The sequence below is a fragment of the Caballeronia sp. genome, assembly GCF_028292365.1.
GTDB lineage: Bacteria > Pseudomonadota > Gammaproteobacteria > Burkholderiales > Burkholderiaceae > Caballeronia.
Genome location: NZ_JAQGMM010000131.1, coordinates 1 through 23,348 on the forward strand (window position 1 = coordinate 1; position 23,348 = coordinate 23,348).

The 23,348-nt window shown below is 59.3% G+C and carries 19 protein-coding genes and 1 pseudogene; 12 read left to right on the top strand and 8 right to left on the bottom strand.

The genetic code is table 11. From position 1 onward, the window contains the following. Together JWR14_RS07750 and gspD are read right to left on the bottom strand one after the other, a co-directional pair. Positions 1 to 175, bottom strand: a pseudogene (locus JWR14_RS07750) (type II secretion system protein GspE); the annotation flags it as partial. Beyond that, the gene (gene gspD / locus JWR14_RS07755; RefSeq protein ID WP_299703995.1) at positions 172 to 2,604 is read right to left on the bottom strand and encodes a type II secretion system secretin GspD; all 2,433 of its coding nucleotides are present in this window, start codon (positions 2,602 to 2,604) and stop codon (positions 172 to 174) included. The gene gspD and the pseudogene JWR14_RS07750, both read right to left, overlap by 4 nt. Before the next feature lie 659 nt (positions 2,605 to 3,263). On the opposite strand from gspD, the gene JWR14_RS07760 reads away from it, so the two are divergent. After that, entirely contained in the window at positions 3,264 to 3,710 is a 447-nt protein-coding gene (locus JWR14_RS07760) for a lytic transglycosylase domain-containing protein (protein WP_299704079.1), read from the top strand. Positions 3,711 to 3,908: 198 nt separating this feature from the next. Further along, positions 3,909 to 5,051 carry a GTP-binding protein gene (locus JWR14_RS07765; RefSeq protein ID WP_299703998.1) on the top strand — a complete coding sequence of 381 codons (1,143 nt, stop codon included), beginning with the start codon at positions 3,909 to 3,911 and terminating at the stop codon, positions 5,049 to 5,051. A gap of 104 nt (positions 5,052 to 5,155) precedes the next feature. Here JWR14_RS07765 and JWR14_RS07770 read toward each other — a convergent pair whose 3' ends face one another. Next, the gene (locus tag JWR14_RS07770) at positions 5,156 to 5,434 is read right to left on the bottom strand and encodes an HU family DNA-binding protein (RefSeq protein ID WP_031364544.1); all 279 of its coding nucleotides are present in this window, start codon (positions 5,432 to 5,434) and stop codon (positions 5,156 to 5,158) included. Between the two features lie 436 nt (positions 5,435 to 5,870). On the opposite strand from JWR14_RS07770, the gene mnmC reads away from it, so the two are divergent. The 8 genes from mnmC (at position 5,871) to JWR14_RS07810 (ending at position 15,957) form a co-directional block, all read left to right on the top strand. Further along, positions 5,871 to 7,733: a bifunctional tRNA (5-methylaminomethyl-2-thiouridine)(34)-methyltransferase MnmD/FAD-dependent 5-carboxymethylaminomethyl-2-thiouridine(34) oxidoreductase MnmC gene (gene mnmC, locus JWR14_RS07775; protein WP_299704011.1), complete on the top strand. Its 1,863-nt coding sequence runs from the start codon at positions 5,871 to 5,873 to the stop codon at positions 7,731 to 7,733. 741 nt (positions 7,734 to 8,474) lie between these two features. Continuing rightward, a complete protein-coding gene (locus tag JWR14_RS07780) occupies positions 8,475 to 9,677 on the top strand; it encodes a cation:proton antiporter (protein ID WP_299704014.1) in 1,203 nt (400 codons plus the stop codon). Positions 9,678 to 9,839: 162 nt separating this feature from the next. Continuing rightward, positions 9,840 to 10,955: a YbdK family carboxylate-amine ligase gene (locus tag JWR14_RS07785; RefSeq protein ID WP_299704016.1), complete on the top strand. Its 1,116-nt coding sequence runs from the start codon at positions 9,840 to 9,842 to the stop codon at positions 10,953 to 10,955. 697 nt (positions 10,956 to 11,652) lie between these two features. Next, positions 11,653 to 12,297, top strand: coding sequence for a MarR family winged helix-turn-helix transcriptional regulator (locus JWR14_RS07790; RefSeq protein ID WP_031364549.1), 645 nt, complete (start codon positions 11,653 to 11,655; stop codon positions 12,295 to 12,297). A gap of 202 nt (positions 12,298 to 12,499) precedes the next feature. Next, a complete protein-coding gene (locus JWR14_RS07795) occupies positions 12,500 to 13,219 on the top strand; it encodes a glutamine amidotransferase (RefSeq protein WP_299704030.1) in 720 nt (239 codons plus the stop codon). A gap of 42 nt (positions 13,220 to 13,261) precedes the next feature. Further along, the gene (locus tag JWR14_RS07800; protein ID WP_299704033.1) at positions 13,262 to 13,972 is read left to right on the top strand and encodes an MOSC domain-containing protein; all 711 of its coding nucleotides are present in this window, start codon (positions 13,262 to 13,264) and stop codon (positions 13,970 to 13,972) included. A gap of 109 nt (positions 13,973 to 14,081) precedes the next feature. After that, positions 14,082 to 15,194 (top strand): NADH:flavin oxidoreductase/NADH oxidase, encoded by a 1,113-nt coding sequence (locus JWR14_RS07805; RefSeq protein WP_299704036.1) that lies wholly within the window; start codon positions 14,082 to 14,084, stop codon positions 15,192 to 15,194. 307 nt (positions 15,195 to 15,501) lie between these two features. Further along, positions 15,502 to 15,957, top strand: a complete 456-nt coding sequence (locus JWR14_RS07810) for an SET domain-containing protein-lysine N-methyltransferase (RefSeq protein ID WP_089162625.1) — start codon at positions 15,502 to 15,504, stop codon at positions 15,955 to 15,957. A 61-nt stretch (positions 15,958 to 16,018) separates the two neighbouring features. Here JWR14_RS07810 and JWR14_RS07815 read toward each other — a convergent pair whose 3' ends face one another. The 3 genes from JWR14_RS07815 to JWR14_RS07825 all read right to left on the bottom strand — a co-directional run bounded on the left by JWR14_RS07815 (position 16,019) and on the right by JWR14_RS07825 (position 19,143). After that, positions 16,019 to 17,464 (bottom strand): sensor histidine kinase, encoded by a 1,446-nt coding sequence (locus JWR14_RS07815; protein WP_299704082.1) that lies wholly within the window; start codon positions 17,462 to 17,464, stop codon positions 16,019 to 16,021. A gap of 107 nt (positions 17,465 to 17,571) precedes the next feature. After that, on the bottom strand, positions 17,572 to 18,261 hold the full coding sequence (locus JWR14_RS07820; RefSeq protein ID WP_031364554.1) for a response regulator transcription factor: 690 nt from the start codon (positions 18,259 to 18,261) through the stop codon (positions 17,572 to 17,574). Positions 18,262 to 18,831: 570 nt separating this feature from the next. Continuing rightward, positions 18,832 to 19,143, bottom strand: coding sequence for a 4a-hydroxytetrahydrobiopterin dehydratase (locus JWR14_RS07825; protein WP_299704085.1), 312 nt, complete (start codon positions 19,141 to 19,143; stop codon positions 18,832 to 18,834). An 88-nt stretch (positions 19,144 to 19,231) separates the two neighbouring features. On the opposite strand from JWR14_RS07825, the gene JWR14_RS07830 reads away from it, so the two are divergent. Further along, the gene (locus JWR14_RS07830) at positions 19,232 to 19,729 is read left to right on the top strand and encodes an Lrp/AsnC family transcriptional regulator (protein ID WP_299704048.1); all 498 of its coding nucleotides are present in this window, start codon (positions 19,232 to 19,234) and stop codon (positions 19,727 to 19,729) included. Positions 19,730 to 19,740: 11 nt separating this feature from the next. Here the strand turns inward: JWR14_RS07830 and JWR14_RS07835 are convergent, their stop codons facing one another. Continuing rightward, complete coding sequence (locus JWR14_RS07835; RefSeq protein WP_299704051.1) at positions 19,741 to 20,259, bottom strand: class IV adenylate cyclase; 519 nt, start codon at positions 20,257 to 20,259, stop codon at positions 19,741 to 19,743. 116 nt (positions 20,260 to 20,375) lie between these two features. Then, on the bottom strand, positions 20,376 to 21,296 hold the full coding sequence (locus JWR14_RS07840; RefSeq protein ID WP_299704054.1) for a LysR family transcriptional regulator: 921 nt from the start codon (positions 21,294 to 21,296) through the stop codon (positions 20,376 to 20,378). 127 nt (positions 21,297 to 21,423) lie between these two features. Here JWR14_RS07840 and JWR14_RS07845 point away from each other — a divergent pair, with 127 nt between their 5' ends. Continuing rightward, a complete protein-coding gene (locus JWR14_RS07845) occupies positions 21,424 to 23,100 on the top strand; it encodes a GMC family oxidoreductase N-terminal domain-containing protein (RefSeq protein WP_299704057.1) in 1,677 nt (558 codons plus the stop codon). The last annotated feature ends 248 nt before the right edge of the window (positions 23,101 to 23,348 follow it).

The window sequence follows — 23,348 nt, forward strand, 5'->3', positions numbered from 1 at the left end:
CAGCGAGTGCCGCATCGCTGGTTTTATCGCTGATCCACACTTCGATGCTGTCCGCGTGCTGGTGCGCCACCAGGATCTGTCCGGTCCGCGCGAACGCGTACGGGATCAGCCGTGCCGCGAGCGGCGATGGCGTGCTCGTGGCAACGTTCGCAACGGACGCGCTCAGCGTGTTCACGGCTTCGCTCCCGCATCGCCATTGAGCGGCACGCCCGGCGCAGAGTTATTCGGCACAGCGTAATTGTTCACGTTCGCCGGCTGGCCTTGATACTGCGGCTGCCCCTGATACTGGCCCGGCGGCTGCGCCGTCTGGTATTGCTGCTGGCCTTGATACTGCCCCTGTTGATCCTGCACCTTCGCTGGCGGCAACTGCGGCAACGTGGCGCTGCCGCCGCGCGACGGCGAGCGTGTCATGTTGTCCAGGTCGAACAGGTTCTGCGACGGCACGCCGCCCTGGCTCGGCCCAATCGGCGCCGGCGGCAGAACCGGCACGTCCTTATCCTTTTCGATGCGGTTATCGGAGGTGGAGTTGTACTGTTGCTGGCGCAAATATTCGTAGCGATCGTTCGAGATTTGCGAACTGGTCTGCTGATCGCGCACGATCACCGGGCGCAGGAACACCATCAGGTTGGTTTTGGTCCGCGTCTTCGCTTCGCTGCGGAACAACTGGCCGATCCAGGGGATATCGCCAAGCAGCGGCACTTTGCTGTTGCTCGTCGAATATTGGTCCTGCATCAAGCCGCCGAGCACGACGATTTCGCCGTCGTCCGCCAGGATTGTCGACTGGATCGAGCGCGTGTTGATCGTCACGCCGCCGGGATTGTTGATCGTGGTGTTATCGACGCTGGAGTCTTCCTGATACAGCTGGAGCTTGAGGATGCCGCCGGTCGTGATCTGCGGTTTCACGTGCAGCGTCACGCCCACGTCGCGCCGGTCGAACGTATTGAACGCGGATACCGACGTGCCCGTATTGGCGGTCGGCGTGGCGTACGAACCGGTGACCACCGGCACGTTCTGGCCGACCACGATCTTCGCTTCCTCGTTATCCAGCGTGATGAGGTTAGGCGTGGACAAGATGTTCGCATCCGCCGACGTCGACAGTGCCTGGAGCAAACCGCCCAGGCCGAAGAAGTTGCCAAACTTGTGCAGCAGGCCGATGTTCAGGCCCTGCGTCAGGATATTCGTCTGACCTGCAAGGGCTGCGGGATTGTTAGCGATCACCGACCCGGCAGCAGTCAGGTCGACAATGCTTGACGAACCCGTACCCAGGTTCGTGCTGCCGTATACGCCGTTGTTGCCGCTGTTTGAAAGCAGCGCGCCCTGCCACTGAATGCCGAGATTTGCGCCCGTCGTTGCCGACAGTTCCACAATCAACGCTTCGATATACACCTGCGCGCGGCGTGCATCGAGCTGGTCGATCACCGCACGCAAGTTGCGGTACACGGGGTCTGACGCGGTAATGATCAGCGAGTTGGTGGCCGTGTCGGCCTGGATCATGCCGTTGCCGGGTTGATCGCTGGAACCGCTGCTGTCGCTGTTGTTGTTACCGAAGCCGGAGTCCTTGCTCTGGCCGCCGCCTCCCATCGGATTGCTGCCAGACGAGGAACTGCTGCTGCCGAGTCCACCCGGCAGCGGCGGCAAGCCGCTGGTGCCGGTGGACGAACCGGAACCGCCCTGGCCAAATGAACCCGAACCGCTCGACGAACCCGATCCCGACGACCCCGACGAAGACGAACTGTCACTGCCGCCCTTGCCCATCATCGCGCGCAAGGTTTTGGCAAGGCGCGTGGCGTCGGCGTTACGCAGAGCGACCACGTGCATGTTGCCAGGCTGATTCGTGGAGGCGTCGAGCTTGCGCGCAAGCTGCTTGGCCGCTGCGAGCCTTGCGCCGCTGGACGCGCGCAACATTAGCGAGTTCGTGCGCGGATCGGCGGTGACGGTCACTTTCAGGGTGGCGTCGGTGCTGCCTATCGAGCCTGGATCGAGCAGCTTGTTCAGTTGCTCAGCAACGTCGAGCGCGTTCGCGTTCTTCAGCGGCACCACGTCGACTTGCCGGCCGGCCGCTGTGTCGATGCCCGCGATGATGCTCGCGATGCGTCGCACGTTGTCAGCATAGTCGGTGACAACCAGCGTGTTGTTGGCTGGGTAGGCGGCGATCGTGTTGTTCGGCGAGATCAGCGGACGCAGGACCGGCAACACGTTGTTGGCCGATTCGTTGTGCAGCTCGAACACCTGGGTGATGACCTGATCGCCTCTCGCGGTGGGCGCATTGCCGACATAGGTCGGCACGCCCTGCAGCTTCGCGTCGGCTTCGGGCACAACTTTGAGCACACCGTGATCTTGCACGAGTGCAAAGCCCTGCATTCTCAATGCCGACTGCAGCGTTTTCAAAGCCTGATCCTCTGGCACCGGATTTTCCGATACGAGATTCAATTGCCCTTTGACCCGCGGGTCGACGATGATCGTCTTCCCAGTGGCGGCACCGATCGCTTTCGCAACCTGATCGATATCCGCATTGACGAAATTCAGTGTCACCTGTGCGTGCGCAATTTGCGTGGTGACAAGACCGGCCACCAGCAAAGCCGTCGCGGCGCGACGCAATGCCATACGTTTTCTTCTCATGGAGTGTGATGTCTAGACCTGCTGATCACGTCGCTGTAAGCCAACCGTATTGCGTGTCTTTCAACACTCTCAACACCGCGAAGGCTTAAAACAGACGTTTCCAGGGCCGGTGCCCGGGCAATGCCATATCCCAAAAACGTGAACCATAGCAGCTTTTCATGTCAGGTTTGTCACAAATACACTAATCGTTGGCCGACAATCCCCAAATACTAAAGCGTCACAAATCTCACAAAATCTTCTGATAAAACCCCTCGCACCTTGACCCTTACTCAGCCCTTTCCATATAGGAAAGAGGTTGAAATTGTCATATTTGTTCGCTTTCGCCTGTGCAGTAGAGCCATCCGAGATCCAGGCGTCTATAAAGACGAACGCGGTCAATTCGCTTAACTTTCGAAATGCTTTCGGATCAATTGGCGTCACATGCCTTGGCAATGTCGGATAGACGAATTTAAAACACCATAGTCTGCCGGGTATGATACGAGCGCTGCGGCGCGCCGGATGCGTAAAGTGCGGGTGGGTTTTCCCGTGTTTACCAAGCCTTACTTAGTTTCACCGGGTGTTACCCGGTTTGCCAAAGTGGCGCCCTCCGCCACAGCAATGTGCGGATGCAGAGCGCACAGTCGATCAGGTGGTACCCAACAATGATGAAAATATTCTTGCGACTCTTTGCGATCGGTTTCGGCGCCTTATTGGCAGCCGCGCCCGCGCACGCCGACTGTTTCGACGAAGCCGCCAAGTATCAGAAGGTCAATCCGCTGATCCTGCGGGCGATCGCTTGGCAAGAGTCGCACAACCAGCCGGACGCAATGAACAAGAACGCGAATGGTTCCATCGACTACGGTCTGATGCAGATCAATTCCGTCCACCTGTCGCGACTCGCACAGTACGGGATCTCGACCACGACGTTGATGCAGCCGTGCAAGTCGGTCTATATCGCCGCATGGCATTTGCGTCAGAAGATGAACAAGTATGGCAACACGTGGCAGGCGGTGGGCGCTTACCATTCTGAAACGCCGTCGCTGCGCGATCAGTACTCACGGCAGATCATCGCTATCCTGGGCAAGTGGAAGTTGCTGACGGCATCGCGCTGATTCAGGTTCGCTTCGCTTCGTCTCGTTTGTTTCGTCCGGTTTCTTCTGTTTTTCATCGCATGGCACGGCGTTCCAGCCGTGTTTGATGCACAATTCCGCGTTCCAGCTCGCCACTATTCGAGGCGGGTTTTCTTGAAAGCGCCACCGTTTTCAGCGGCCGCTCGCGCGACTACGCGCCCTCTTTCGATGCCAAACGCGATGAATCAGCCCCTGCCCGTTACCGTGCTTGCCGGTTTGCCAGGCGTAGGCAAGACCACGCTGCTCGAGCATCTGCTCGCACATCATGCCGGCACATCCATCGCGGTGGTTCGCGGCCGGATCGACGATCTATCGAGTGAAATCAACGGCGCTGCCGCTGAAGCTCGCTTCGATGCAATCGTGGTGGAAGCGTCCGGTACCGACGACCCGCAAGTGATAGCCGAAAGCCTGGTCTTCGATAACGACATCGCGCATCTCGACACAATCGTGACGATCGTCGACGCGGAAAGCTTTGCGCGCGACTACGCGTCGACGGATGCGCTGAGCGAGCGCAACTTGGCAAGCGACGAACAAGATGACCGCACGATCGTGGAAGTGCTGATCGCTCAGATCGAGTTCTGCGACGTGATCGTGGTCAACAAGACGGATCTCGTCGATGCCGAAGCGCTCGCTCAACTTCGGCGCATCCTGCATGCGCTCAATCCGCGCGCCGAGCTGATCGATGCCCTTCATGGCGCGGTGGCAGCGAGCGAGTTGGTGAACACGGATCGCTTCGACTTCGATGCAACGTCCAGCGCGCCCGGCTGGCTGGCGATGCTGAACGCCGATCCGGATGCGGCGCCGGAATCCGTTCACGCCGATATCAGTAGCTTTGTTTATCGGGCACGCCGGCCGTTTCATCCCGAACGGCTATGGGCGTTGGTGCATCAGGAATGGCCGGGTGTATTGCGTTGCAAGGGCTTTTTCTGGCTGGCGACACGCAGTGATATTGGCGGCTCATTGTCGCAAGCGGGTGGCGCGTTGAGGCACGGTCCAGCGGGCATGTGGTGGGCGGCGCAGGAGCGCAGCGAATGGCCGACGGGCGATGCGGAGCTGGAAGCTGAAATTGCCGCGGACTGGTACGGAGAAGTGGACGATATGACCATCGGCGACCGTCGGCAGGAACTGGCGCTGATCGGAACCGGTCTGGACGAATCGCATTGGCGCGGGGCTTTCGATGCCTGCCTTGTCACCGACCAGGAATGGTCGCAGGCGTCGGAGGGATTGCTGGCCGATCCGTTTCCGTCTTGGGAGATGGATGAAGATGACCATGACCACCATGACCACGGCGATGATTGCGATTGCGGCGCCCACGGGCACTAGCCTGTCACCTGTGCTTAAGCGAACAACGCCGGCGCATGAGCGAAAACACATGAGCGAAAAAAAACCCGCCAAAGGCGGGTTCCATACTGACAATCGGCTACAACTTACCGCTTGTTCACTGCGTCCTTGAATGCCTTCCCAGCCGTGAACTTGACGGTCTTGGCGGCCGGAATCTTAATGGATTCGCCGGTCTTCGGGTTACGGCCGGTGCGCGCTGCGCGCTTGCCCGAACCGAAGCTTCCGAAGCCAATCAACTGCACGGCGTCACCCTTCGAGACAGCCTTCTTGACCACTTCGAGCAACGTGTCCAGCGTTTCGCCGGTTTGAGCCTTGCTGGCGCCGGTCTGAGCGGCCACGGCGTCGATCAGTTCCTGTTTATTCATTAAGGTTCCTTTATCAGTTTAGGTTGACACGAACAGCGCGAACGCGCCGATTATACGTGCGCAGGCCTTGCAGTCGAGTACTGGCGCGGGTCCAGCCCCCTGGCCCACTATTCCGGCAAACCTTCGCACCCAAGTCGCCGGGCCTCCTCCTTACTCGGCGGTTGTTATCATAACGCAGCGCAAACCCAAGCGGGACAAGGGTTTCGAAGATTTACGCATGATCGGACGCAAGCGGAATCCCTTTCCTCCACCCTTTTCATGCAAGCAATCCTTTCGTACTGTTCATTTCGCGCTCCGTTGGTTTTTGCCAACGGTTGCTGGGCGATCCGGTGTATCACGCGCTAAACCTTACCCCTATTAGCTTTAAGGGAACGCAGCGCAACCTCGAAAATGCACGGCGAAGGTCATATCATCAGTTTTCTTTCAAACCTTTCGAATGACCCATTCCTTTTTTTGCGCAAACGTGCTTGGCGATCGTGCGCGCTGGGCTCGGCAGCGGAATTTCACCGTTCTACAGGTGGAATTCGATACTGGGCGGCTGTTTATCGAAACGTGGGCTGCCTGGCGCGCGGATCCACTGCGTTGCGAGCGCCTGAATTTTGTCGCGGTCGGGCCGCTGGCGTCGATGGGTCTGCCCGACCTACTCGCTGAGCAGCCCACGCTTTCCCAATTGCTGATAGATGCGTGGCCAATGCAGGTGACCGGGCTGCACAGGCTCGAGTTCGAAAACGGGCGGGTAGTGTTGACACTGGCCATCGGCGAGATGGTGAGCATGCTGCCGAAAATCTGGCTGCGTGCCGATGCCTTTTATCTGCGGCTATCTCAGGCCGATGCGAAGCTGACCTATGTCGCCAAAGCGCTCGCACGCGTCGCCGGAAATCAGGCGACGTTATGCGCCGAAGCGCATCCCCTGCTTCCCCAAGCGCTCAAAGACGCAGGCTTTGTCTGCGATGAAACCCCGGACAGCGCTTATGTGAAAGCGCATTTCGCCCCGCGCTGGCGTGTGCGGCGTCATGAACCACCGCTTGGGTTGGCAATCGAGGACGCCGGTCCGCCGGCTGAGGTTTCAAAGGGTTTGGTCTCCTCACCTCGAACGCAGCGTCATGCAATCGTCATTGGTGCTGGCCTTGCTGGCTGTGCGATCACCGAGCGCCTTGCATCGCGCGGATGGCGAGTCAGCCTGATCGAGCGTCACGACGATCTCGCCCGCGATGCGTCCGGTAACCCCGCGGGCGTCTTTCACCCGATCGTCTGGCGTGACGACAGTATTGCTGCCCGCCTGACACGCGCTGGATTTCTCTACGCGCTGCACCGTTGGTCCGAACTCGAGCGTGCCGGCCACACCCTGGAACGAAGTCACCATGGCTTGCTGCAAATCGCAGATTCCATCGACGATGCGAGTGCAATTGCATCCGCGATCAAGCGTTTCGGCTTGCCGCCGTCGTATGTCATAGCCGTCGATGAACGCGAAGCCTCACGCCTGTCGGGCCAACCCGTCGCACGGCCCGGATGGTTTTTCCCTCACGGCGGCTGGATTTCCCCAGCCGCGATATGCGCCGCGCAATGCAAGGCGGCGGGAGATTGGCTAAACACCCGTTTGGGGACGGAAGTTGCGCGTATCGATCGCGAAAACGGCATATGGACTGCCTTCGACGTAGCCGGCCACGTCCTGGCCCATGCCCCCGTCCTGATCCTTGCCAATGCCGGCGATGCGCAGCGCCTCGCCGGGCTCCACGGCCTGCCGACGCGCGGTGTACGCGGCCAACTAACGCTATTGGAGTCGAGTCCACTCGATGGGCTGCGCGTACCCATCGTCGGCGATGGCTATGCCGTGCCGCTCGGTGCGCATCGCACGCTGACGGGCGCAACCTACGATATTGACGACATCAATACGCAGATCCAGCCGGCCGGTCACACCGAAAACCTCGAACGCGTCGCAATGATGCTGCCCGCCCTAGCCGGGTTTGACCCTCAAGCGGACGCGCTGGAAGGCCGCGTGGCGTTCCGGTCGGTGACGAGTGATCGCATGCCGATGATCGGCGCCCTCGCCGACGAAACCGCTGCGCGTGCCGATGCCAGCCGTCTTTCCGGTGCATGGCCGCTCGATTTACCGCGTACGCCAGGTTTGTACGGCGCATTTGCTTTCGGTTCGCGTGGACTGGTGTGGTCGACGCTGGCCGCCGAGTTGATCGCGGCGCAGATCGAAGGAGAACCGTGGCCGATCGAGCGTGAACTGGCTGACGCGATCGATCCCGCACGCTTCCTTCTGCGCGCGTTGAGACAAGGCGAATTCAGCTAAAAACGCCGGGCGGCGAACTATCCACTGCAGCCTGTGGATAACGCGTCGAATTTCGCGCGAATGACCTGTGTACTCGCTGTGGGCGTAAAGGGGACAACTCGATTACGCCGCCAATCCGGCTGAAGTTGTTCCGGGTTCGCCCTTCGGCGCCCACATGTTCACTGTCTGCTTATACGCCCTTCAAGGTTTTGTAAACGTTGATGAAAACAGAGTTATCCACAGAAATCGTCCGGCCTTGTTAACTACTACTACGTATATATAAACAAAACTTGTAAACCTTAAAACCGGCGTCATCGGCAGTGCTCAAAGTGGGAAAACTGCGTTATCTCAGACGAAAGACATAGAGATCCGGCCCTCTTAAAGGTAAATTTTTCCTCATGCCGACACGCTAAAACCCATTGTTACCGCTTGGTCCCGCCTACGGTGGGCATTGAACAGGGGCTGCCGGGAGCTATGGCACAATCGCCGTTCTTTCGTTTGGCCGCCTTGCCGGCTTATCGCTTCAAACCGTGCTTTTCACCCGCGCGTGGATTTGAAAAAACGCTGTATCCCTTGCCGTGTCGGCAACGGACCGACTGGCCAGGCAGCGAGTCAGCTGTCAATTGGCCGACAGGTCCCAACGCGGCTTGACGGAGCCTGGAGCACGACCCGCCACGAACCGTTCCGGCAACGCGCACTGTTGCCGCGCACTATCTGCCATTCACTGTCTATCCGCACTATTGCGAAGGAGAAGTCCTCACGATGAAGTCGGCCTTTTCATTTTTACCGGTTTGGCCACTCACACCCGACGCCATTTTTTGGGCCGGCCTTGCGCTCGTCGCCGCGGGTCTCTGCGGTGAACTGCTCTGGCGCGCCTGGCGTTTGCCACGGATTACGGGCTACGCGATCATTGGCCTGATCGCGGGCAACGCAGGTTTTGGTGTAATCGATGTCAGCTCGGCCGGGATTTCGCGGCCTTTACTCGACGTCGCGCTCGGCCTGCTCTTGTTCGAACTCGGCAGCCGGCTCGACCTGCGATGGATTCGCCGCAATCCCTATCTGATCTTGTCGAGCATTGCTGAAAGCACGCTCACGTTCGGATTCGTACTGATCGCGCTGACGCTGTGCAAAGTGCCGACCATGCCGTCAGTTGTGATTGCCGCGATCGCCATGGCAACGTCGCCTGCCATGGTCATTCAATTGCGTACCGAACTACGCGCCGAAGGCCAGGTCACACAACGACTGCTCACGCTGACCGCGCTCAACAGCATGTACGCGGTGATCGTGGAAAAACTCGCGGCCGGCGTGCTGCATCAGGAAATTTACGGCAACACGCTCGCGACTATTGTCCAGCCGCTTTATCTGCTGCTCGGTTCGCTCGTGCTGGCGCTGCTCCTCGCGCTAGCTTGCAATCTGCTATATCGGCGACTGAATACCAACGACGAGCACTCGTTCGTCGCGCTGTTCGGTCTCGTGCTGCTCGCGATTGCGATCGCGCATGTGTTCAAGCTGTCGACCATTCTTGCGTTGCTGGCGGCTGGCATCATCGTGAAGAATTCGAATGAGCGGCCGCAACTGTGGCCGACGCATTTCGGCACCGCAGGCTGGCTGTTGACCGTGATTTTGTTCGCGTTGACGCTGACGTCGTTCGAATGGCGCGATATCGCGCTGGGCGGTCTGGCTGCGCTGGCGCTGATCGTGGCACGTTTCATCGGCAAACTGGCCGGAGTGCTGATCTTTGCGAAACCGAGCGGCCTCAACTGGAAACAGGGTGCTGCGCTCGGGGTGTCGTTGACGCCCATGTCCGCGCTCGCGTACCTGCTCGTCGACGATATGTACGTGCTGTATCCCGACTACGATCCAACGCTGCGGGCAATCGTAATGTGCTCGATCGTCGTGCTGCAAATTGTTACGCCGTTCCTCGTGTATCGCAGTTTGTCAGCGATCGGTGAACGCCGCGAGTAGCGGCTAGTAGCGTTTCATCCTGTCTTTTTTCTCGTTTTCATCGGGTCGCCGGGCGTGTCATTGAACCTGTCACTGAGCGCTTGAGCGTGCTTGAGCCACCCGGCGCTTTGTGCCGATAAGCTCGCCGGCCGGCGACCCAGGCTTTGTCAATCAAGAGGCACCATGTCACTCGAACCTTTCATCAACTCGGAGCCGTTCACCTTCGGCGTCGAACTCGAGATCCAGGTCGTCAACACGCACGACTACGACCTGACCAAGGCCGCCTCCGATCTCATGCGGCTCGTCAAGGACGAAAAGATCCCCGGCAGCATCACGCCGGAGATCACTGAAAGCATGATTGAGTTGTCCACCGGCATCTGTACGACGCATGAACAGGCCGTAACGGACCTCCGTGCCATCCGCGACACCCTGGTGTCCGCTGCTGACCACCTCAACGTCGGGTTGTGTGGCGGTGGCACGCACGCCTTCCAGCAGTGGAGCGACCGCCAGATCTTCGATACACCGCGCTTTCAGTACATTTCCGAGCTCTATGGGTACCTCGCGAAGCAGTTCTCGGTGTTCGGCCAGCACGTGCACATTGGCTGCCCGGACCCGGACAGCGCGTTGTTCCTGCTGCATTCCATGTCGCGTTTCATTCCTCACTTCATCGCGTTGTCGGCTTCGTCGCCGTATGTGCAGGGAGTAGACACTGGCTTTCATTCCGCGCGGCTCAATTCTGTCTTCGCATTTCCGCTGTCCGGGCGCGCGCCGTTCACGCTCACGTGGGACAGCTTCGAGGAATATTTCTCGAAGATGGTCAGCACCGGCGTGGTCAACAGCATGAAAGATTTCTACTGGGACATCCGGCCGAAGCCGGGTTTCGGAACAATCGAAGTCCGGGTAATGGACACACCGCTGTCGGTTGATCGCGCAGCGGCCATTGCTTGCTATATCCAGACGCTCGCGCGCTACCTGCTGCTCGACAAGCCCTTGACGCTGAAAGAGGACGACTATCTCGTCTACACGTTCAACCGGTTCGAGGCTTGCCGCTTCGGCCTGGAAGGTAGTTGCATCGATCCTCAAACGGGCGAGCGCCGCACGATTGCCGAAGACATCCTCGCGACGCTCGACATCATCGCGCCTCACGCCGACGCGCTTGGTTCGAACGAAGCGCTGCGCCAGGTTGGTGATATCGCCCGGAGCAACATGAACGACGCTACCTGGTTACGCGGCGTTTTCGACCGTGAGCGTTCACTGCATGAAGCTGTTCGTCAGCAGTGCCTGCAGTGGCGCGAATGATGGCTCGGCCTCGGCTCCAGCGATTTGACTGCCCCCAGATAAAAATTAACCTGCTTCTCCGGCAGGTTTTTTTTGTCATTTTTCTTTCAGACCTATGCCGATAACCTGCCTCCAAGGTTTACTGTCATGAGTTCGTATACATACGTAATAGTAGTTAACAAGCATCGTGCAATTCTGTGGACAACCGATAAAATCTCCACAAACTCAACAGTTTGGAGTGCGGATAACTTCGGTGCGCAGCCTTGCATCGAAAGGGGGAACGCGGGATAACAATTGGGTGGTTTTGCACACATGGGGGGTTATCAAGAATCGGCGCACATCGAATAATATGGTTATCCACTGCCTTATCCACACTGTTTTGTGAATAACTAAGGTGTACGTTTGGTTCCAGTCGCTTAGAATGTCGGTTTTACCGGTAGGGAGATGCATCGCCGGTGAAACAAAACGAAGCGCTCGACGGTCTAGAACAGGCGCCACGGAAAAACGTAGATGTCCTTATCCGGACGACGGACCAGTTGCATCGGTTTGGTCGCCCGAATTTTGAGACGGTAGTGGATACGAAAGGATTCGCCAGTGGGATAAGCTGGCGATTGAGCCTGCAGCGGTTTGGGTAAAACGAGCGGGGTCTGACGTTTTACCGGTTTCAAGCCGTTGCCGAACCATCAGATAAGCATCAAGAAAGACGAAGCGAACGACTATGAGCGAAGGCGTATACGGAGAGCAGGCCACAGGGCGGGTGACCCATGGCTTACTGCGGTTGAGCACGGCGATGCGTAGCCAGGCATGGGAATGGGCTGAGGGTGCGGGCTTGACGCCGACCCAGGGCGAAATTCTCGTACTGTTGATGCAGCGGCGCGGTCCAATGCGGCTTGGCGAAATCGCACGGGAAACGGCGTTGACCGCCGCGACCACGAGCGATGCCGTCAGCACACTGGAAGGCAAGGGTCTGGTCGAAAAGCGCCGTGCGCTGGACGACGGCCGCGCGCTGGCTGTACGCCTGACCGCACGCGGAAAGACAGCAGCCAAGAAGGCGCTGGTATGGCCGGAGTTCTTGTCGAAGGCAGTCGGCACGTTGAAGGTCGATGAGCAATCACAGTTGTATCGCAGCTTGCTCAAGACCATTCGACAGCTCGAAGTGGTGCAGCAGATTCCGCCGCATCGCATGTGCCTGAGCTGCACGCACCTCGAAGCGAGCAAGAACCCGAAGAAGACGCCGCATCACTGCGCGTTGCTGAAGATCGACATGGCCGATACCGACCTGCGTCTCGATTGTTCGGTATACGAAGAAGGCGATCTCGCCAAGCAGAAGAAGAACTGGAAGATCTTCGCGCAAGTCGCGTAAGCGCCGCTGCCTGAAGCTTCACGTTTGCTTCGTTGCCCGTGCTTCGCGCCTTGAGCGCGAAGCACGCCGCTGTCGGTTAGACTATCCGAGCCGCGCGCCCGTTGGCGGTGCGCTGGCTGCTCGACCGTGCCTCTTCTTTGTGTGCGCCGCCTGAAGCCGCGCGCGCTGATCTCAGCTTGCCGGCTCTCCTGGATGACCGCCGATGAAACGTGAAGTCCTGGCGATACGCCACGTCTATTTCGAAGATCTCGGCAGCCTGGAACTGGTGCTGGGCGATCGTGGCCAACTGGTGCGTTATCTCGACGTGGGCCGCGCTCGCATCGACGCTCCCAATCCGCTCGATACTTCCCTGATGGTCGTCCTCGGCGGCCCGATCGGTGCTTATGATGACGCGCTGTTTCCCCATCTGAATCCGTTGCTTGCCATGCTGGAAAAGCGCATTGCGGCAGGCTTGCCGACTATCGGTATCTGCCTGGGTGCGCAGTTGATTGCCCGTGCACTGGGGGCGAAGGTTTATCCGGCGGCGCAGAAAGAACTCGGCTGGAAGGCGCTGACGCTGACCGAGGCGGGACGGGCTTCCGCTCTGCGGCATTTCGAAGCGGATGGTCAGCCAACGCCGGTCCTGCATTGGCATGGGGACACCTTCGATCTTCCCGATGGCGCCACGCGGCTTGCATCCACCGATCTCTGCGAAAATCAGGCTTTCAGTTGGGGCGACCACGTTCTGGGTTTGCAATGCCATCCGGAAGTGCTGGTCGACCGTTTTGAAAGCTGGCTGGTTGCGTATCCGGGCGAAGTGGCGGAAAGCGGGACTACCGTGACTGCTTTACGTGCTGATACCGTCCGGCACGGCCCGGCGCTCGAACGCGCCGCGCGCAAGATGTTTGGCGAATGGCTGGACCGTTTCGAAACAGCCAAATAAACCAGCCAAATAAAGATTTAGACGAACTGAAGGTAACGCACCATGAATCCTGTTATTGACGCCGTGCTTGCCGGAGAAGTTGCACCGCTCGGCACGCAAGGCAAATACAGCGCGATTCACAAAGTGCCGGTGCCGTCGCGTGTTCGTGTGGGTGAAACCGGGCTGGAAGGCGACCACCAGTTCGAGCGCAAGCATCATGGCGGTCCCGAGAAAGCGCTGCATCACTATAGTCGTGACCACTACGCCATCTGGCGTGACGAATGGCCGGTATCGTCTATCGGTTCGAGTCGCTTCAATGCCCCGGGCGCATTCGGCGAAAACATCTCGACGCGCGGTTTGAATGAAGCAGATGTATGCGTCGGCGATGTGTTTCGGCTTGGGACGGTGATCGTGCAGGTATCGCAGCCGCGCCAGCCGTGCTGGAAACTCAATCTCCATTTTTCCCGCGATGACATGTCACGACGCGTGCAGGACACGCGTCGTACGGGCTGGTATTACCGCGTGCTCGAACCCGGTGAAACCGGGACGGGCGATGTCATGGAGCGGCTCGCGCGGCCGCATCCGGAATGGACGATCGAACGGCTGCTGCGGGTGTTTTACGTTGATCGGGGTGACCGTTCAGCGCTTGAACAGATGGCCGTGCTCGCGGCGCTGACGCCGTCTTGGCGAAGCACGGCGGCAAAGCGGCTCGACACCGGCAAGGTCGAGTCCTGGGCGCTGAGATTGAATACGCCTGCGGGCCAGATGAAGTAAGGGAGAGGGTGCCGGCGTTATTGGCCGAGCAATCGGGTCTGCTGTCAGCAGGGAAAAAACCGAAGTGCTATTCTGATTCGCCCCTTTCCCTTCCTTCGGAAACTCCCCCATGAGCGCTCTGTTTTCGCCTTTCACGCTGCGAGGCGTGACGCTTCCGAACCGCATCGTGGTCTCACCGATGTGCCAATACTCAGCCGTTCGCGGCGAAGCCACCGCGTGGCACATGATCCACCTCGGACACCTCGCTCTCTCCGGTGCCGGCATGCTCTGCCTTGAAGCAACGTCGGTCGAGCCCGATGGCCGCATCACGCCAGGTGACCTCGGACTTTGGGACGACGTGACTGAAGCGGCGCTCAAACCGGTCATCGACGCGATTCGACAATATTCGCACATCACCGTCACGATGCAGATCAGCCACGCTGGCCGCAAAGCGTCGAGCGCGGTGCCCTGGGAAGGCGGTCAGTTGATCCCGGTGTCGGAAGGCGGCTGGTTGCCATCGGCACCGTCGGCGATTCCGCATAAGGAAGGTGAAACGCCGCCACTCGCCCTCGATGCAGCCGGCCTGATCCGCATCCGCGAAGCCTTCGTGGCGACGGCAAAACGCGCCGCGCGCCTTGGGGTGGATGCACTTGAAGTGCATGCGGCCCACGGTTATCTGCTGCATCAGTTCCTTTCACCGCTTGCGAACCAGCGTACCGATGAATACGGCGGTTCACTCGAAAACCGCATGCGTTTTCCGCTCGAAGTCTTCGACGCCGTGCGCGCCGCTTTTCCCGCCGATAAACCCGTCGGCCTGCGAGTGTCGGCATCGGATTGGGTTGAGGGCGGCTGGGATCTCGAGCAGACCATTGTGTTCGTGAAGGAGTTGCAGAAACACAAGGTGGACTGGATCGACGTGTCGTCGGGCGGCGTATCGCCACTGCAGAAGATTCCCCTGTCGCCGGGTTATCAGCTGCCGTTCGCAAAAGCCATCAAGGAAGCCACGGGCGTAAACACCATGGGCGTGGGTCTCATCACCGACCCGCAGCATGCCGAAGAAATTATTGAGTCGGGCGAGGCGGATCTCGTCGCGTTGGCGCGCGCGCTGCTCTACAATCCGCGCTGGCCTTGGCACGCGGCCGCGCAACTGGGTGCGACCGTCGAAGCGCCGCCGCAATATTGGCGCTCGCAGCCGCGTGAACAGAAAGCGTTGTTCGGCGATATCTCGTTCGGTCAGCGCTGAAACTCGCCGCCTGAATTTATGGAGCGGTTGAACTCGTGCGCGCCTAACGTGTACGATGCCGTTGTTTGCCTGTATGGTTTCAACTTCACACGGGCAGCGAAGGACAGTGAATTGCAGCACACGAAGCACCGAAGCAACTGAAGTAACCAGTGCATTGAGAAAGACAGCAACGCGGCGGCGCCTCGCATTCAGGCCGCCGCGTTTTTTTAAGCCACGTTCCGGTTTGTCACCGTTCGCGTGAAACCGGGACGGGGCGAAGTTGAAGCGTCTGCTAAGCCAAACCGATTCGTTTTAAAGGATTCGTTCGATGAGTTCACGGAGGGTCGCCGTCCGCCGTTCGGGCATACACGGCAAGGGCGTGTTCGCCGCGATGCCGCTCGCCAAAGGCGAACGGATAATCGAGTACAAAGGCGAACGCATTTCGTGGAAAGAGGCGTTGCGCCGTCATCCGCACAACCCTGACGAGCCGAACCATACGTTCTATTTCGCGCTCGAAAACGGCAAGGTGATCGACGGCAAGGTCGACGGCAATAGCGCACGCTACATCAACCATTCGTGCGCGCCGAATTGCGAAGCCGAAGAGAAGGAAGGGCGCGTGTTCATTCACGCGCTGCGTGCGATCAAGGAAGATGAAGAGCTGTACTACGACTACGGTCTCGTCATCGACGGTCGCATTACGAAGAAGCTCAAGAAGGAATACGAGTGCCGCTGCGGCGCCAAAAAGTGCCGCGGCACCATGTTGGCGTTGAAGAAGAAAAAGTAGGGCTTTCGCAGAGGTGTCAGCTAGAAAAAAACGCCACGGCAGGTTTGCTCCGTGGCGTTTTTCATGCTGTTTTCAAAGGCATCCGCACGATAAAACGCGCGCCACCATCGGGCGCCGGAGCGTCTTCGTAGTGCACGCTGCCGTTGTGCAGGACCATGATGTCGTGGACGATCGCGAGACCCAGTCCGGCGCCGCCTTCCACGCCGTGGCCATCGCCGCGAAAGAAGCGCTTGAAGAGATCCGGCTGCTGTTCCAGCGGCACGCCCGGACCGTTGTCTTCCACCACGATTTCGCCCATCTTCCGGCCGGTTTCATCGATGGTCTGCGTCACCGTAACGGTCACCAGCGCGCCTTCGGCCCGCGAGGTAGGGACGTATTTCAGCGCGTTATCGATGAGATTGCCGATCACCTCACGCACCAGCACGAGATTGCCGCGCACGATCAGGGGATGTTCGTTGTCGGGGTCGTCGAGACGCTGGAAGCCCATGTCGACATGCACGGCCAACGCGCGCGGCACCCATTCCGCGCCGGTCTCGAACGCGAGCGCGGCGTAATCGAAGTCGGTGAAGCGCGCGGCCTGTTCACCCGGTTCGGCACGAGCGAGCGAGAGCAGCTGATTCGACAAACGCACGGCCCGATCCGCCGACGCCCGCAGCTCCTTGACCGCTTCGAGAACCTTCGCCGGATCCTTCGCGCTCGCCGCTTGCTCGGCGTGCAGCTTCACGGCAGTGAGCGGCGTGCGCAACTGATGCGCCGCATCGGCAATAAATTTGCGTTGTCCGTCCAGCGCCGTTTTCAGGCGGTCGAGCAGGGCGTTCATCGCACTCGTCAGAGGACGAATTTCGATGGGAACGAACGATTCATCGACTGGTTCCAGCGACATATGGGTCTGGCGGTTGAGGGTATCGGCGAGATCGGTCAGCGGGTTGAGCTGCTGGTTCACCACACGCCATACGATCACCCAGCCCGCCAGCAGCAGGAGCAGCAACGGCATCATGATCGCGACCATGAACTCGACCGCTATCCGATACCGCGAGCCCACGCGCTGCGCCACTTCCACCACAATCGGATTGCCGTGCAACTGGTCGACGCGCACCTGCGCCGCACGCACGCTCGTGCCCTGGTAGTTCGTCTCGAAGACGTACGCGTAGTGGATCCGGCGCACGTTCGTGCCGGTCAACGGGAGATCGCGTTCGCCGGCGATCTCGGTTTCGCCGTCGCTGATCCGGTAGATCAGTTGTTCGATGGGATCCGAGAACATCGCGCGGGCAAGTGGCGGCACCGTGAGCGGTGCGTCGACGCCTGCTAGCTGGATCTGCTTGGAGATAGCCGTGGCGAGGTCGGCCAGCGAGCGGTCGACCACGTGCTGCGTGTATTGCCACGCAAGCCAGTACGCCATCAATCCGCTCATTAGCGCGAGCAGCGACAGCGGAGCGGCCAGGCGGCGCAATAGCGAGCGCCGCAGGCTGGGCGGCACGCGCGCAGACGTGGTTGTCGAACGCGCCAGATGCAGCCAGTCGGCGCGGTCGAAACGTTCGTCAAGCGTGCGCCGGGGAGGAAATCGCAAGGTGCTGGTTACCGCTCGTCAGGCTGGTTATGCAATCGACAAACCGCTTACGCGGCGGTCTGCCGGATTTCCTGCAGCAAGTAGCCGAAACCTCGCACCGTCACGATTTCCACGCGGCAGTTTTCGAGTTTCTTGCGAACCCGGTGCACGTAGACTTCAATGGCGGTGTCGCCCAGATCCCCGCCGAAGTGCGTCAGGTGATCCTGCAATTGCGCTTTGCTGACCACGCGGCCGTGACGCAGTAACAGCATCTCGAGCACGGCGAATTCACGCGGCGAGAGTTCAAGCGGTTTTTCGTCGTTGAAAATGCGGCGATCCACACCCGACAGGCGCAAGCCGCCCAGCGATACTTCCGGACGCGGGACATCGCCATGCGGGCCGCTGCGGCGCATCACGGCACGAATGCGCGCTTCGAGTTCCGCGGGTTCAAACGGTTTAAGCATGTAGTCGTCGGCGCCGCTATTCAGGCCCTGGACGCGGTCATGCAGTTCGTCGCGCGCGGTCAGGATAATCACTGGCGTATGACGATTGCCCTGGCGGAATCGCGATAGCAGCGTCATGCCGTCGATACCCGGCAAGCCGAGATCGAGAATCACCAGTTCATGGCGATTTTGCGTGAGCGCCTGCTCAGCGAAAATGCCGTCGTGAACCATATCGACGGTAAAGCCGGCTTGTTCGAGGCTACTTTGAATGCCGCGCGCGATGGGGCGGTCGTCTTCGATCAGAAGGATTCGCATGGAAGTCGCTCTTATACGATGAATTGGGCTCGATTGCACGTCGCGGCCGCCAGCCGGAATTGCTCACCTTTCTATACCGCGGCGCCGTCCGAGTTATATCAGCAATCTCTTTACGCCAAACGCTGCACCGCGCCTCGCTGTGCAGCAATTCTCCTGCGGCCGGACATGCCGAAATTTCCTGCTCCGCGGACGCCACCCGCGATCAGATTCCAGCACGTCCGCTCGGCCCCTGCGGCGACTAAACCCGTCGTTGAAAGGGATAAACGGACTGTCCAAACCGTATGCGTTGCTGATTGTACAGTGTCGGTCTGTGCCGCCGATGGACTGGAGTCGTCAGAGCGCTCAGGGTCTGGTGAAAGCTTACGCCTGTATTAGAAGTTTTCTTTCTCGTTGAAAGATTTCATTGCCACAGACTTGCAAACTCCTTTGTTTCTGCTTTCGAACAAGCGAGTTTTAGCCTCGTGCGGGCTCTTTCAAGCCCGTTTATTGCAGATTTTGCATGTCATCGTTTGTAATACGGCTGTTACGCATTTGTCGCAGTAGTCAGGTTGGTAAGTGGATTTCGGCGGTTCAGGTTATGGAGTCAATGAACTTTGCGAGCGTTATATCGCGTTCCGTCAGACCTTTTGCCGTATGCGTCGAAAGCGTGATGTCCACTTTGTTGTACACATTCGACCATTCTGGATGGTGATCCATTTCCTGCGCTTTTATTGCCACGCGGGTCATGAAACCGAATGCCTCGTTGAAATCAGCGAACTTGAAACTTCTGATAATTGAGTGGCTGTCCGCGCTGAGTTGCCATTGCTTTAACTCTGCGAGAAGTTTCGGCAATTCGTCAGCTGTAAGCTTCTTGATCATATCGGCTCTCCTTACACGAGCGATGGGGGTTCAGTGCGCAAAGGGCGACGCGGGGGATCGGGGGATCACGCGGTAAGCTTGCGTCTTTCAGCTTTTCACGCAGGATATCCCCATGGTCGACCTTGATCACTTCGATCTCGCGCTACTCGACGTTCTTCAGCGCTTCGGCCGCGCGACGCATCAACAACTCGGCGAGGAAGTGCCGCTGTCGCCGTCTCAGATCGGTCGTCGCCTGCAACGCCTGGAGGCGACCGGTGTGATCGACGGTTACCGGGTCGTGCTACGTCCCGAAAAACTCGGCCTCGGCGTAACCGCTTTCACGAGCCTCAAGCTGAAGCATCACGGCGATACCGTTATCGACCAGTTCCAGCAGCAGATCGAAGCGCTGCCCGAAGTGCTCGAATGCCATGCGACGGTTGGCGACGCCGATTACCTGTTGCGCATCGTCGCGCCGGATTTGAATGCGCTATCAACGTTCGTCATGAAGAAACTGATGCGAGTTCCCGGGGTAGACAGCGTGCGCTCCAATATTGTGCTGACCACATTCAAGCGCAACGGTCCGCTACCGCTAGGACATCTCGCAGCCAATCCGCCGGCATCGCCCGATTAAGCGGCCGTGGGTCAGGCCGGCTCACTCAGCAGGTCGACATACGCGACCGGCACGAGGTCGCTCGACGACACGCCAAGTTTCGCAAACAAATCCTCTGCTTCTTTCTCGCCGCCGGCTTCGTCGTCATCCTGTCCTAGCAGCACTTCGAGTTCGATGAAATCGCCCAGTCCGTCCACGCGGTCCAGATGAATCCGCGTGCGCCCGACGATATACACGTGGCGCTCCTTGTTCACAATGCCGCGCGTGTTCAGCGCCTGTGCAAGCAGGGCGTGGGTGGCTTCGGGATTGGTTACCGGACTGCGTGAGTAGTACGACACCTTCGGGCCATCGCGGTCGTCGCGTTGATAGAAAATCAGTTCGGCCGGCGTGTTGTCATCGAATTGACGCAGTTTGAGGCGGCCGTTTGGCACATCGTAGAAAAAATCCTGCTGGCGGTAGATCATCGGCGGTTCGCTGGCTAACGCAGCTGCGCTGGCCAGGAGCTGGTCGAACTGATGCGCGCGAGCCTTGATTTCGATATTGCGTGCCATGTTGGAATTTCCTGTTCACGTGGGCGCCAGATGCGCGACCCTCAGACTAACAAAATTTGATGACCGGAAGATTCATCGGCTTCCGGTCACGACGTTCAAAACGGTGGTTCAGGCGACTAGGTCGCCCATTGATCTTCAATCAGACGTAACGCCGCCGCGATGCTCGGCTCATCACGGCGCTCCGCCAGCACGATGAACGAAAGCTGCGTAGGCACCGTGACGCCTTCCACGATAGTCAGCGCGTGCGCATGCGCTTCGGCCAGCGCGATGGAATCGCGCACGAGCGTCAGGCCCACGCCCGACTTGACCAGGTCGAGCATTGACGGCTCCTGGTCCACTTCGGCCACTTTGACAGGTTGAACTCCGTGGGCGTCGAAGATCCGCGTGAGCAAGCGGTTGTGCGCCGATTCGGGCGGCGTCCAGATCCAAGGCAAGCGGGCGAGCGCGACCCAGCCGTTCGCTCCGCCTTCCGTGCGATCCGGTCGGTTCACGCGCTCCTTCCAACCCGCCGGCGCCAGTACGCGATACAGATACGGCTTCAACTGCACAACATGAAAACGGTCCGGATCGCGGGGTTCATCGACTACCGGATCGCCGATATAAAACCCCACATCGAGATCGCGCGCCTTGATGCGCTCGAGCACCCAGCCTGACATGCCATGCCGCAAGGCGGTTTCAATGCGCGGATACGTCTCCACGAGCGCCCGCAAGAAACCGCCGAGCCGCAGGAATTCGGGATCGAGGATCGTCCCGATAGTCAGGCGGCCACTGATCTCGTGGCGAAGCGCAGCAGCCACGCGCTGGACTTCGCTTGCGGCCGTCAGGGCTCGCTCGGCGTGCGGGAGTAGGGCTTCACCGTCTCGCGTGAGGATCAGCCCATGCGATGTCCGAGAAAACAACGCGATACCCAGCGTCTCCTGCAGGTTCTTGATTTGCAGGCTGACGGCGGGCTGCGATACGTGCAACAACACGGCCGCGCGCGTGAGATTGCCTTCGCGGGCGACGGTGACAAAAGCGCGGAGAAGAGTCAGGTCCATGCCTGATATTAGCGCAGCTTATAAAGCTGTTGAAGATATCTGATTGGATTGCTGCACTGCGTCCGCAGTAGTTTGTGCATTTGGGATAAAACGAGACCGCTTCAGGCGGTTTTGGCGGGAGACACAGATGAAACAGGACGCGCGCAAGCTTGAGGGTGAGTTTGATTACATCATCGTGGGTGCGGGAACGGCGGGTTGCGTGCTTGCGAACCGGCTGACCGAAGATGCTGATATCAGTGTGCTGCTGCTCGAAGCCGGCGGCCGGGACAATTACCACTGGATTCACGTGCCGGTCGGATATCTGTATTGCATTGGCAATCCGCGCACCGACTGGCTTTACAAGACACAGGCTGAAGCGGGACTCGATGGGCGGTCGCTTTCGTATCCGCGAGGCCGCGTGCTGGGTGGTTGCTCATCCATCAACGGCATGATCTACATGCGCGGCCAGCGCGAGGATTACGACGACTGGGCGCGCATTACTGGCGATCGCGACTGGTCCTGGGATTCGGTGTTGCCGGTGTTCAAGCGCAGTGAAGATCACCATGGCGGTGGGAATCAATGGCATGGCGCCGGGGGCGAATGGCGTGTCGAGAAGCAGCGATTGAAATGGAAGGTACTGGAAACATTCGCGCAAGCGGCTCAGGAGAGCGGTCTTCCCGCTACTGACGATTTCAATCGGGGCGACAACACGGGCGTGGGTTACTTCGATGTGAACCAGCGCAGCGGAATTCGGTGGAATGCATCGAAGGCATTTTTGCGGCCGGCGATGAAGCGGCCCAATCTCACCATCATCACGGGCGCGCATACGCAGCGGTTGGTGATGGAGGGCAAGCGTTGCGTGGGTGTGGAATATCGTGGTGGTGACACGGACTATCTGGCCAAGTCGCGATGCGAAGTGATCCTGAGTGCGGGCGCGGTAAATTCACCGCAATTGCTGGAGTTGTCCGGCATTGGGAATGGCGCGCGGCTGCAGCGGCTCGGGATTGACGTGGTGCAGGACCTGCGCGGTGTTGGCGAAAATTTGCAGGACCATCTACAGCTTAGGATGGCTTACAAAGTGCGTGGCGTGCGAACGTTGAACACATTGTCCGCGCATTGGTGGGGTAAGGCCTGGATTGGCTTGCAGTATATGTTGATGCGAAGCGGGCCGATGTCGATGGCGCCGTCGCAACTGGGGGCGTTCGCGAAGTCCAATCCGGATGATTTGACCATTACGCGGCCGGACGTGGAGTATCACGTTCAGCCGTTGTCGCTCGACCGGTTTGGAGAGCCGTTGCATTCATTCAATGCGTTCACCGCTTCAGTGTGTCCGTTGCGGCCGACGTCACGGGGAAGTGTTCATATTGCGACTCCGGACGCGCGAGATGCGCCGTTGATCGCGCCTAATTATCTGTCGACTGATCGTGATCGTGAGGTAGCGGTCAATGCGATGCGTTTGACTCGGCGGATTGCGAGCGCGCCCGCGTTGGCGAAGTATTCGCCGGAGGAGATTTTGCCGGGTCCGGCGTTCCAGACGGACGCGGACCTTGCTGTCGCGGCGGGAAAAGTTGGGACGACTATTTTTCATCCGGTAGGGACATGTCGGATGGGGACGGATAACGATCCGGCTGCTGTTGTTGATGCGCGTTTGCGCGTGATCGGGGTGAGCGGGTTGCGGGTGGTCGATGCATCGGTGATGCCGACAATTACCTCGGGCAACACGAATTCCCCGACGTTGATGATCGCTGAGCGGGCTAGCGAGATGATTCGCGCCGATCGACGGTTTTTGTTTTCGCTTGCGCCGGTGGGGGGAGTCCCTGGCTGATTGCGTTCGCGATTGGGGATGGTTCGGGGTTCGCGGTAAGCGCATGACGGAGATCGATCATTGGACTCCGCGGTTAGCCTCGAAAGCAGTCAACTGGCATAAAGCCGGCTGCTAACCCCAGCTCCGACCGGAGATTTTGGCCGTATCGCCCGGCATAAACCCCGGCATCCCGACCCCAAACCTGTGTACCGGTGCCAACGAAATTCAAACGCCATCGGGAGCTAACGAAAATCCAGGCTTAAAACTAA

Excerpts from the sequence above, each read along its gene's own strand:
- gspD (WP_299703995.1), bottom strand. The coding sequence starts at position 2,604 with ATGGCATTGCGTCGCGCCGCGACGGCTTTGCTGGTGGCCGGTCTTGTC.
- JWR14_RS07760 (WP_299704079.1), top strand. The coding sequence starts at position 3,264 with ATGAAAATATTCTTGCGACTCTTTGCGATCGGTTTCGGCGCCTTATTG.
- JWR14_RS07765 (WP_299703998.1), top strand. The coding sequence starts at position 3,909 with ATGAATCAGCCCCTGCCCGTTACCGTGCTTGCCGGTTTGCCAGGCGTA.
- JWR14_RS07770 (WP_031364544.1), bottom strand. The coding sequence starts at position 5,434 with ATGAATAAACAGGAACTGATCGACGCCGTGGCCGCTCAGACCGGCGCC.
- mnmC (WP_299704011.1), top strand. The coding sequence starts at position 5,871 with ATGACCCATTCCTTTTTTTGCGCAAACGTGCTTGGCGATCGTGCGCGC.
- JWR14_RS07780 (WP_299704014.1), top strand. The coding sequence starts at position 8,475 with ATGAAGTCGGCCTTTTCATTTTTACCGGTTTGGCCACTCACACCCGAC.
- JWR14_RS07785 (WP_299704016.1), top strand. The coding sequence starts at position 9,840 with ATGTCACTCGAACCTTTCATCAACTCGGAGCCGTTCACCTTCGGCGTC.
- JWR14_RS07790 (WP_031364549.1), top strand. The coding sequence starts at position 11,653 with ATGAGCGAAGGCGTATACGGAGAGCAGGCCACAGGGCGGGTGACCCAT.
- JWR14_RS07795 (WP_299704030.1), top strand. The coding sequence starts at position 12,500 with ATGAAACGTGAAGTCCTGGCGATACGCCACGTCTATTTCGAAGATCTC.
- JWR14_RS07800 (WP_299704033.1), top strand. The coding sequence starts at position 13,262 with ATGAATCCTGTTATTGACGCCGTGCTTGCCGGAGAAGTTGCACCGCTC.
- JWR14_RS07805 (WP_299704036.1), top strand. The coding sequence starts at position 14,082 with ATGAGCGCTCTGTTTTCGCCTTTCACGCTGCGAGGCGTGACGCTTCCG.
- JWR14_RS07810 (WP_089162625.1), top strand. The coding sequence starts at position 15,502 with ATGAGTTCACGGAGGGTCGCCGTCCGCCGTTCGGGCATACACGGCAAG.
- JWR14_RS07820 (WP_031364554.1), bottom strand. The coding sequence starts at position 18,261 with ATGCGAATCCTTCTGATCGAAGACGACCGCCCCATCGCGCGCGGCATT.
- JWR14_RS07830 (WP_299704048.1), top strand. The coding sequence starts at position 19,232 with ATGGTCGACCTTGATCACTTCGATCTCGCGCTACTCGACGTTCTTCAG.
- JWR14_RS07835 (WP_299704051.1), bottom strand. The coding sequence starts at position 20,259 with ATGGCACGCAATATCGAAATCAAGGCTCGCGCGCATCAGTTCGACCAG.
- JWR14_RS07840 (WP_299704054.1), bottom strand. The coding sequence starts at position 21,296 with ATGGACCTGACTCTTCTCCGCGCTTTTGTCACCGTCGCCCGCGAAGGC.
- JWR14_RS07845 (WP_299704057.1), top strand. The coding sequence starts at position 21,424 with ATGAAACAGGACGCGCGCAAGCTTGAGGGTGAGTTTGATTACATCATC.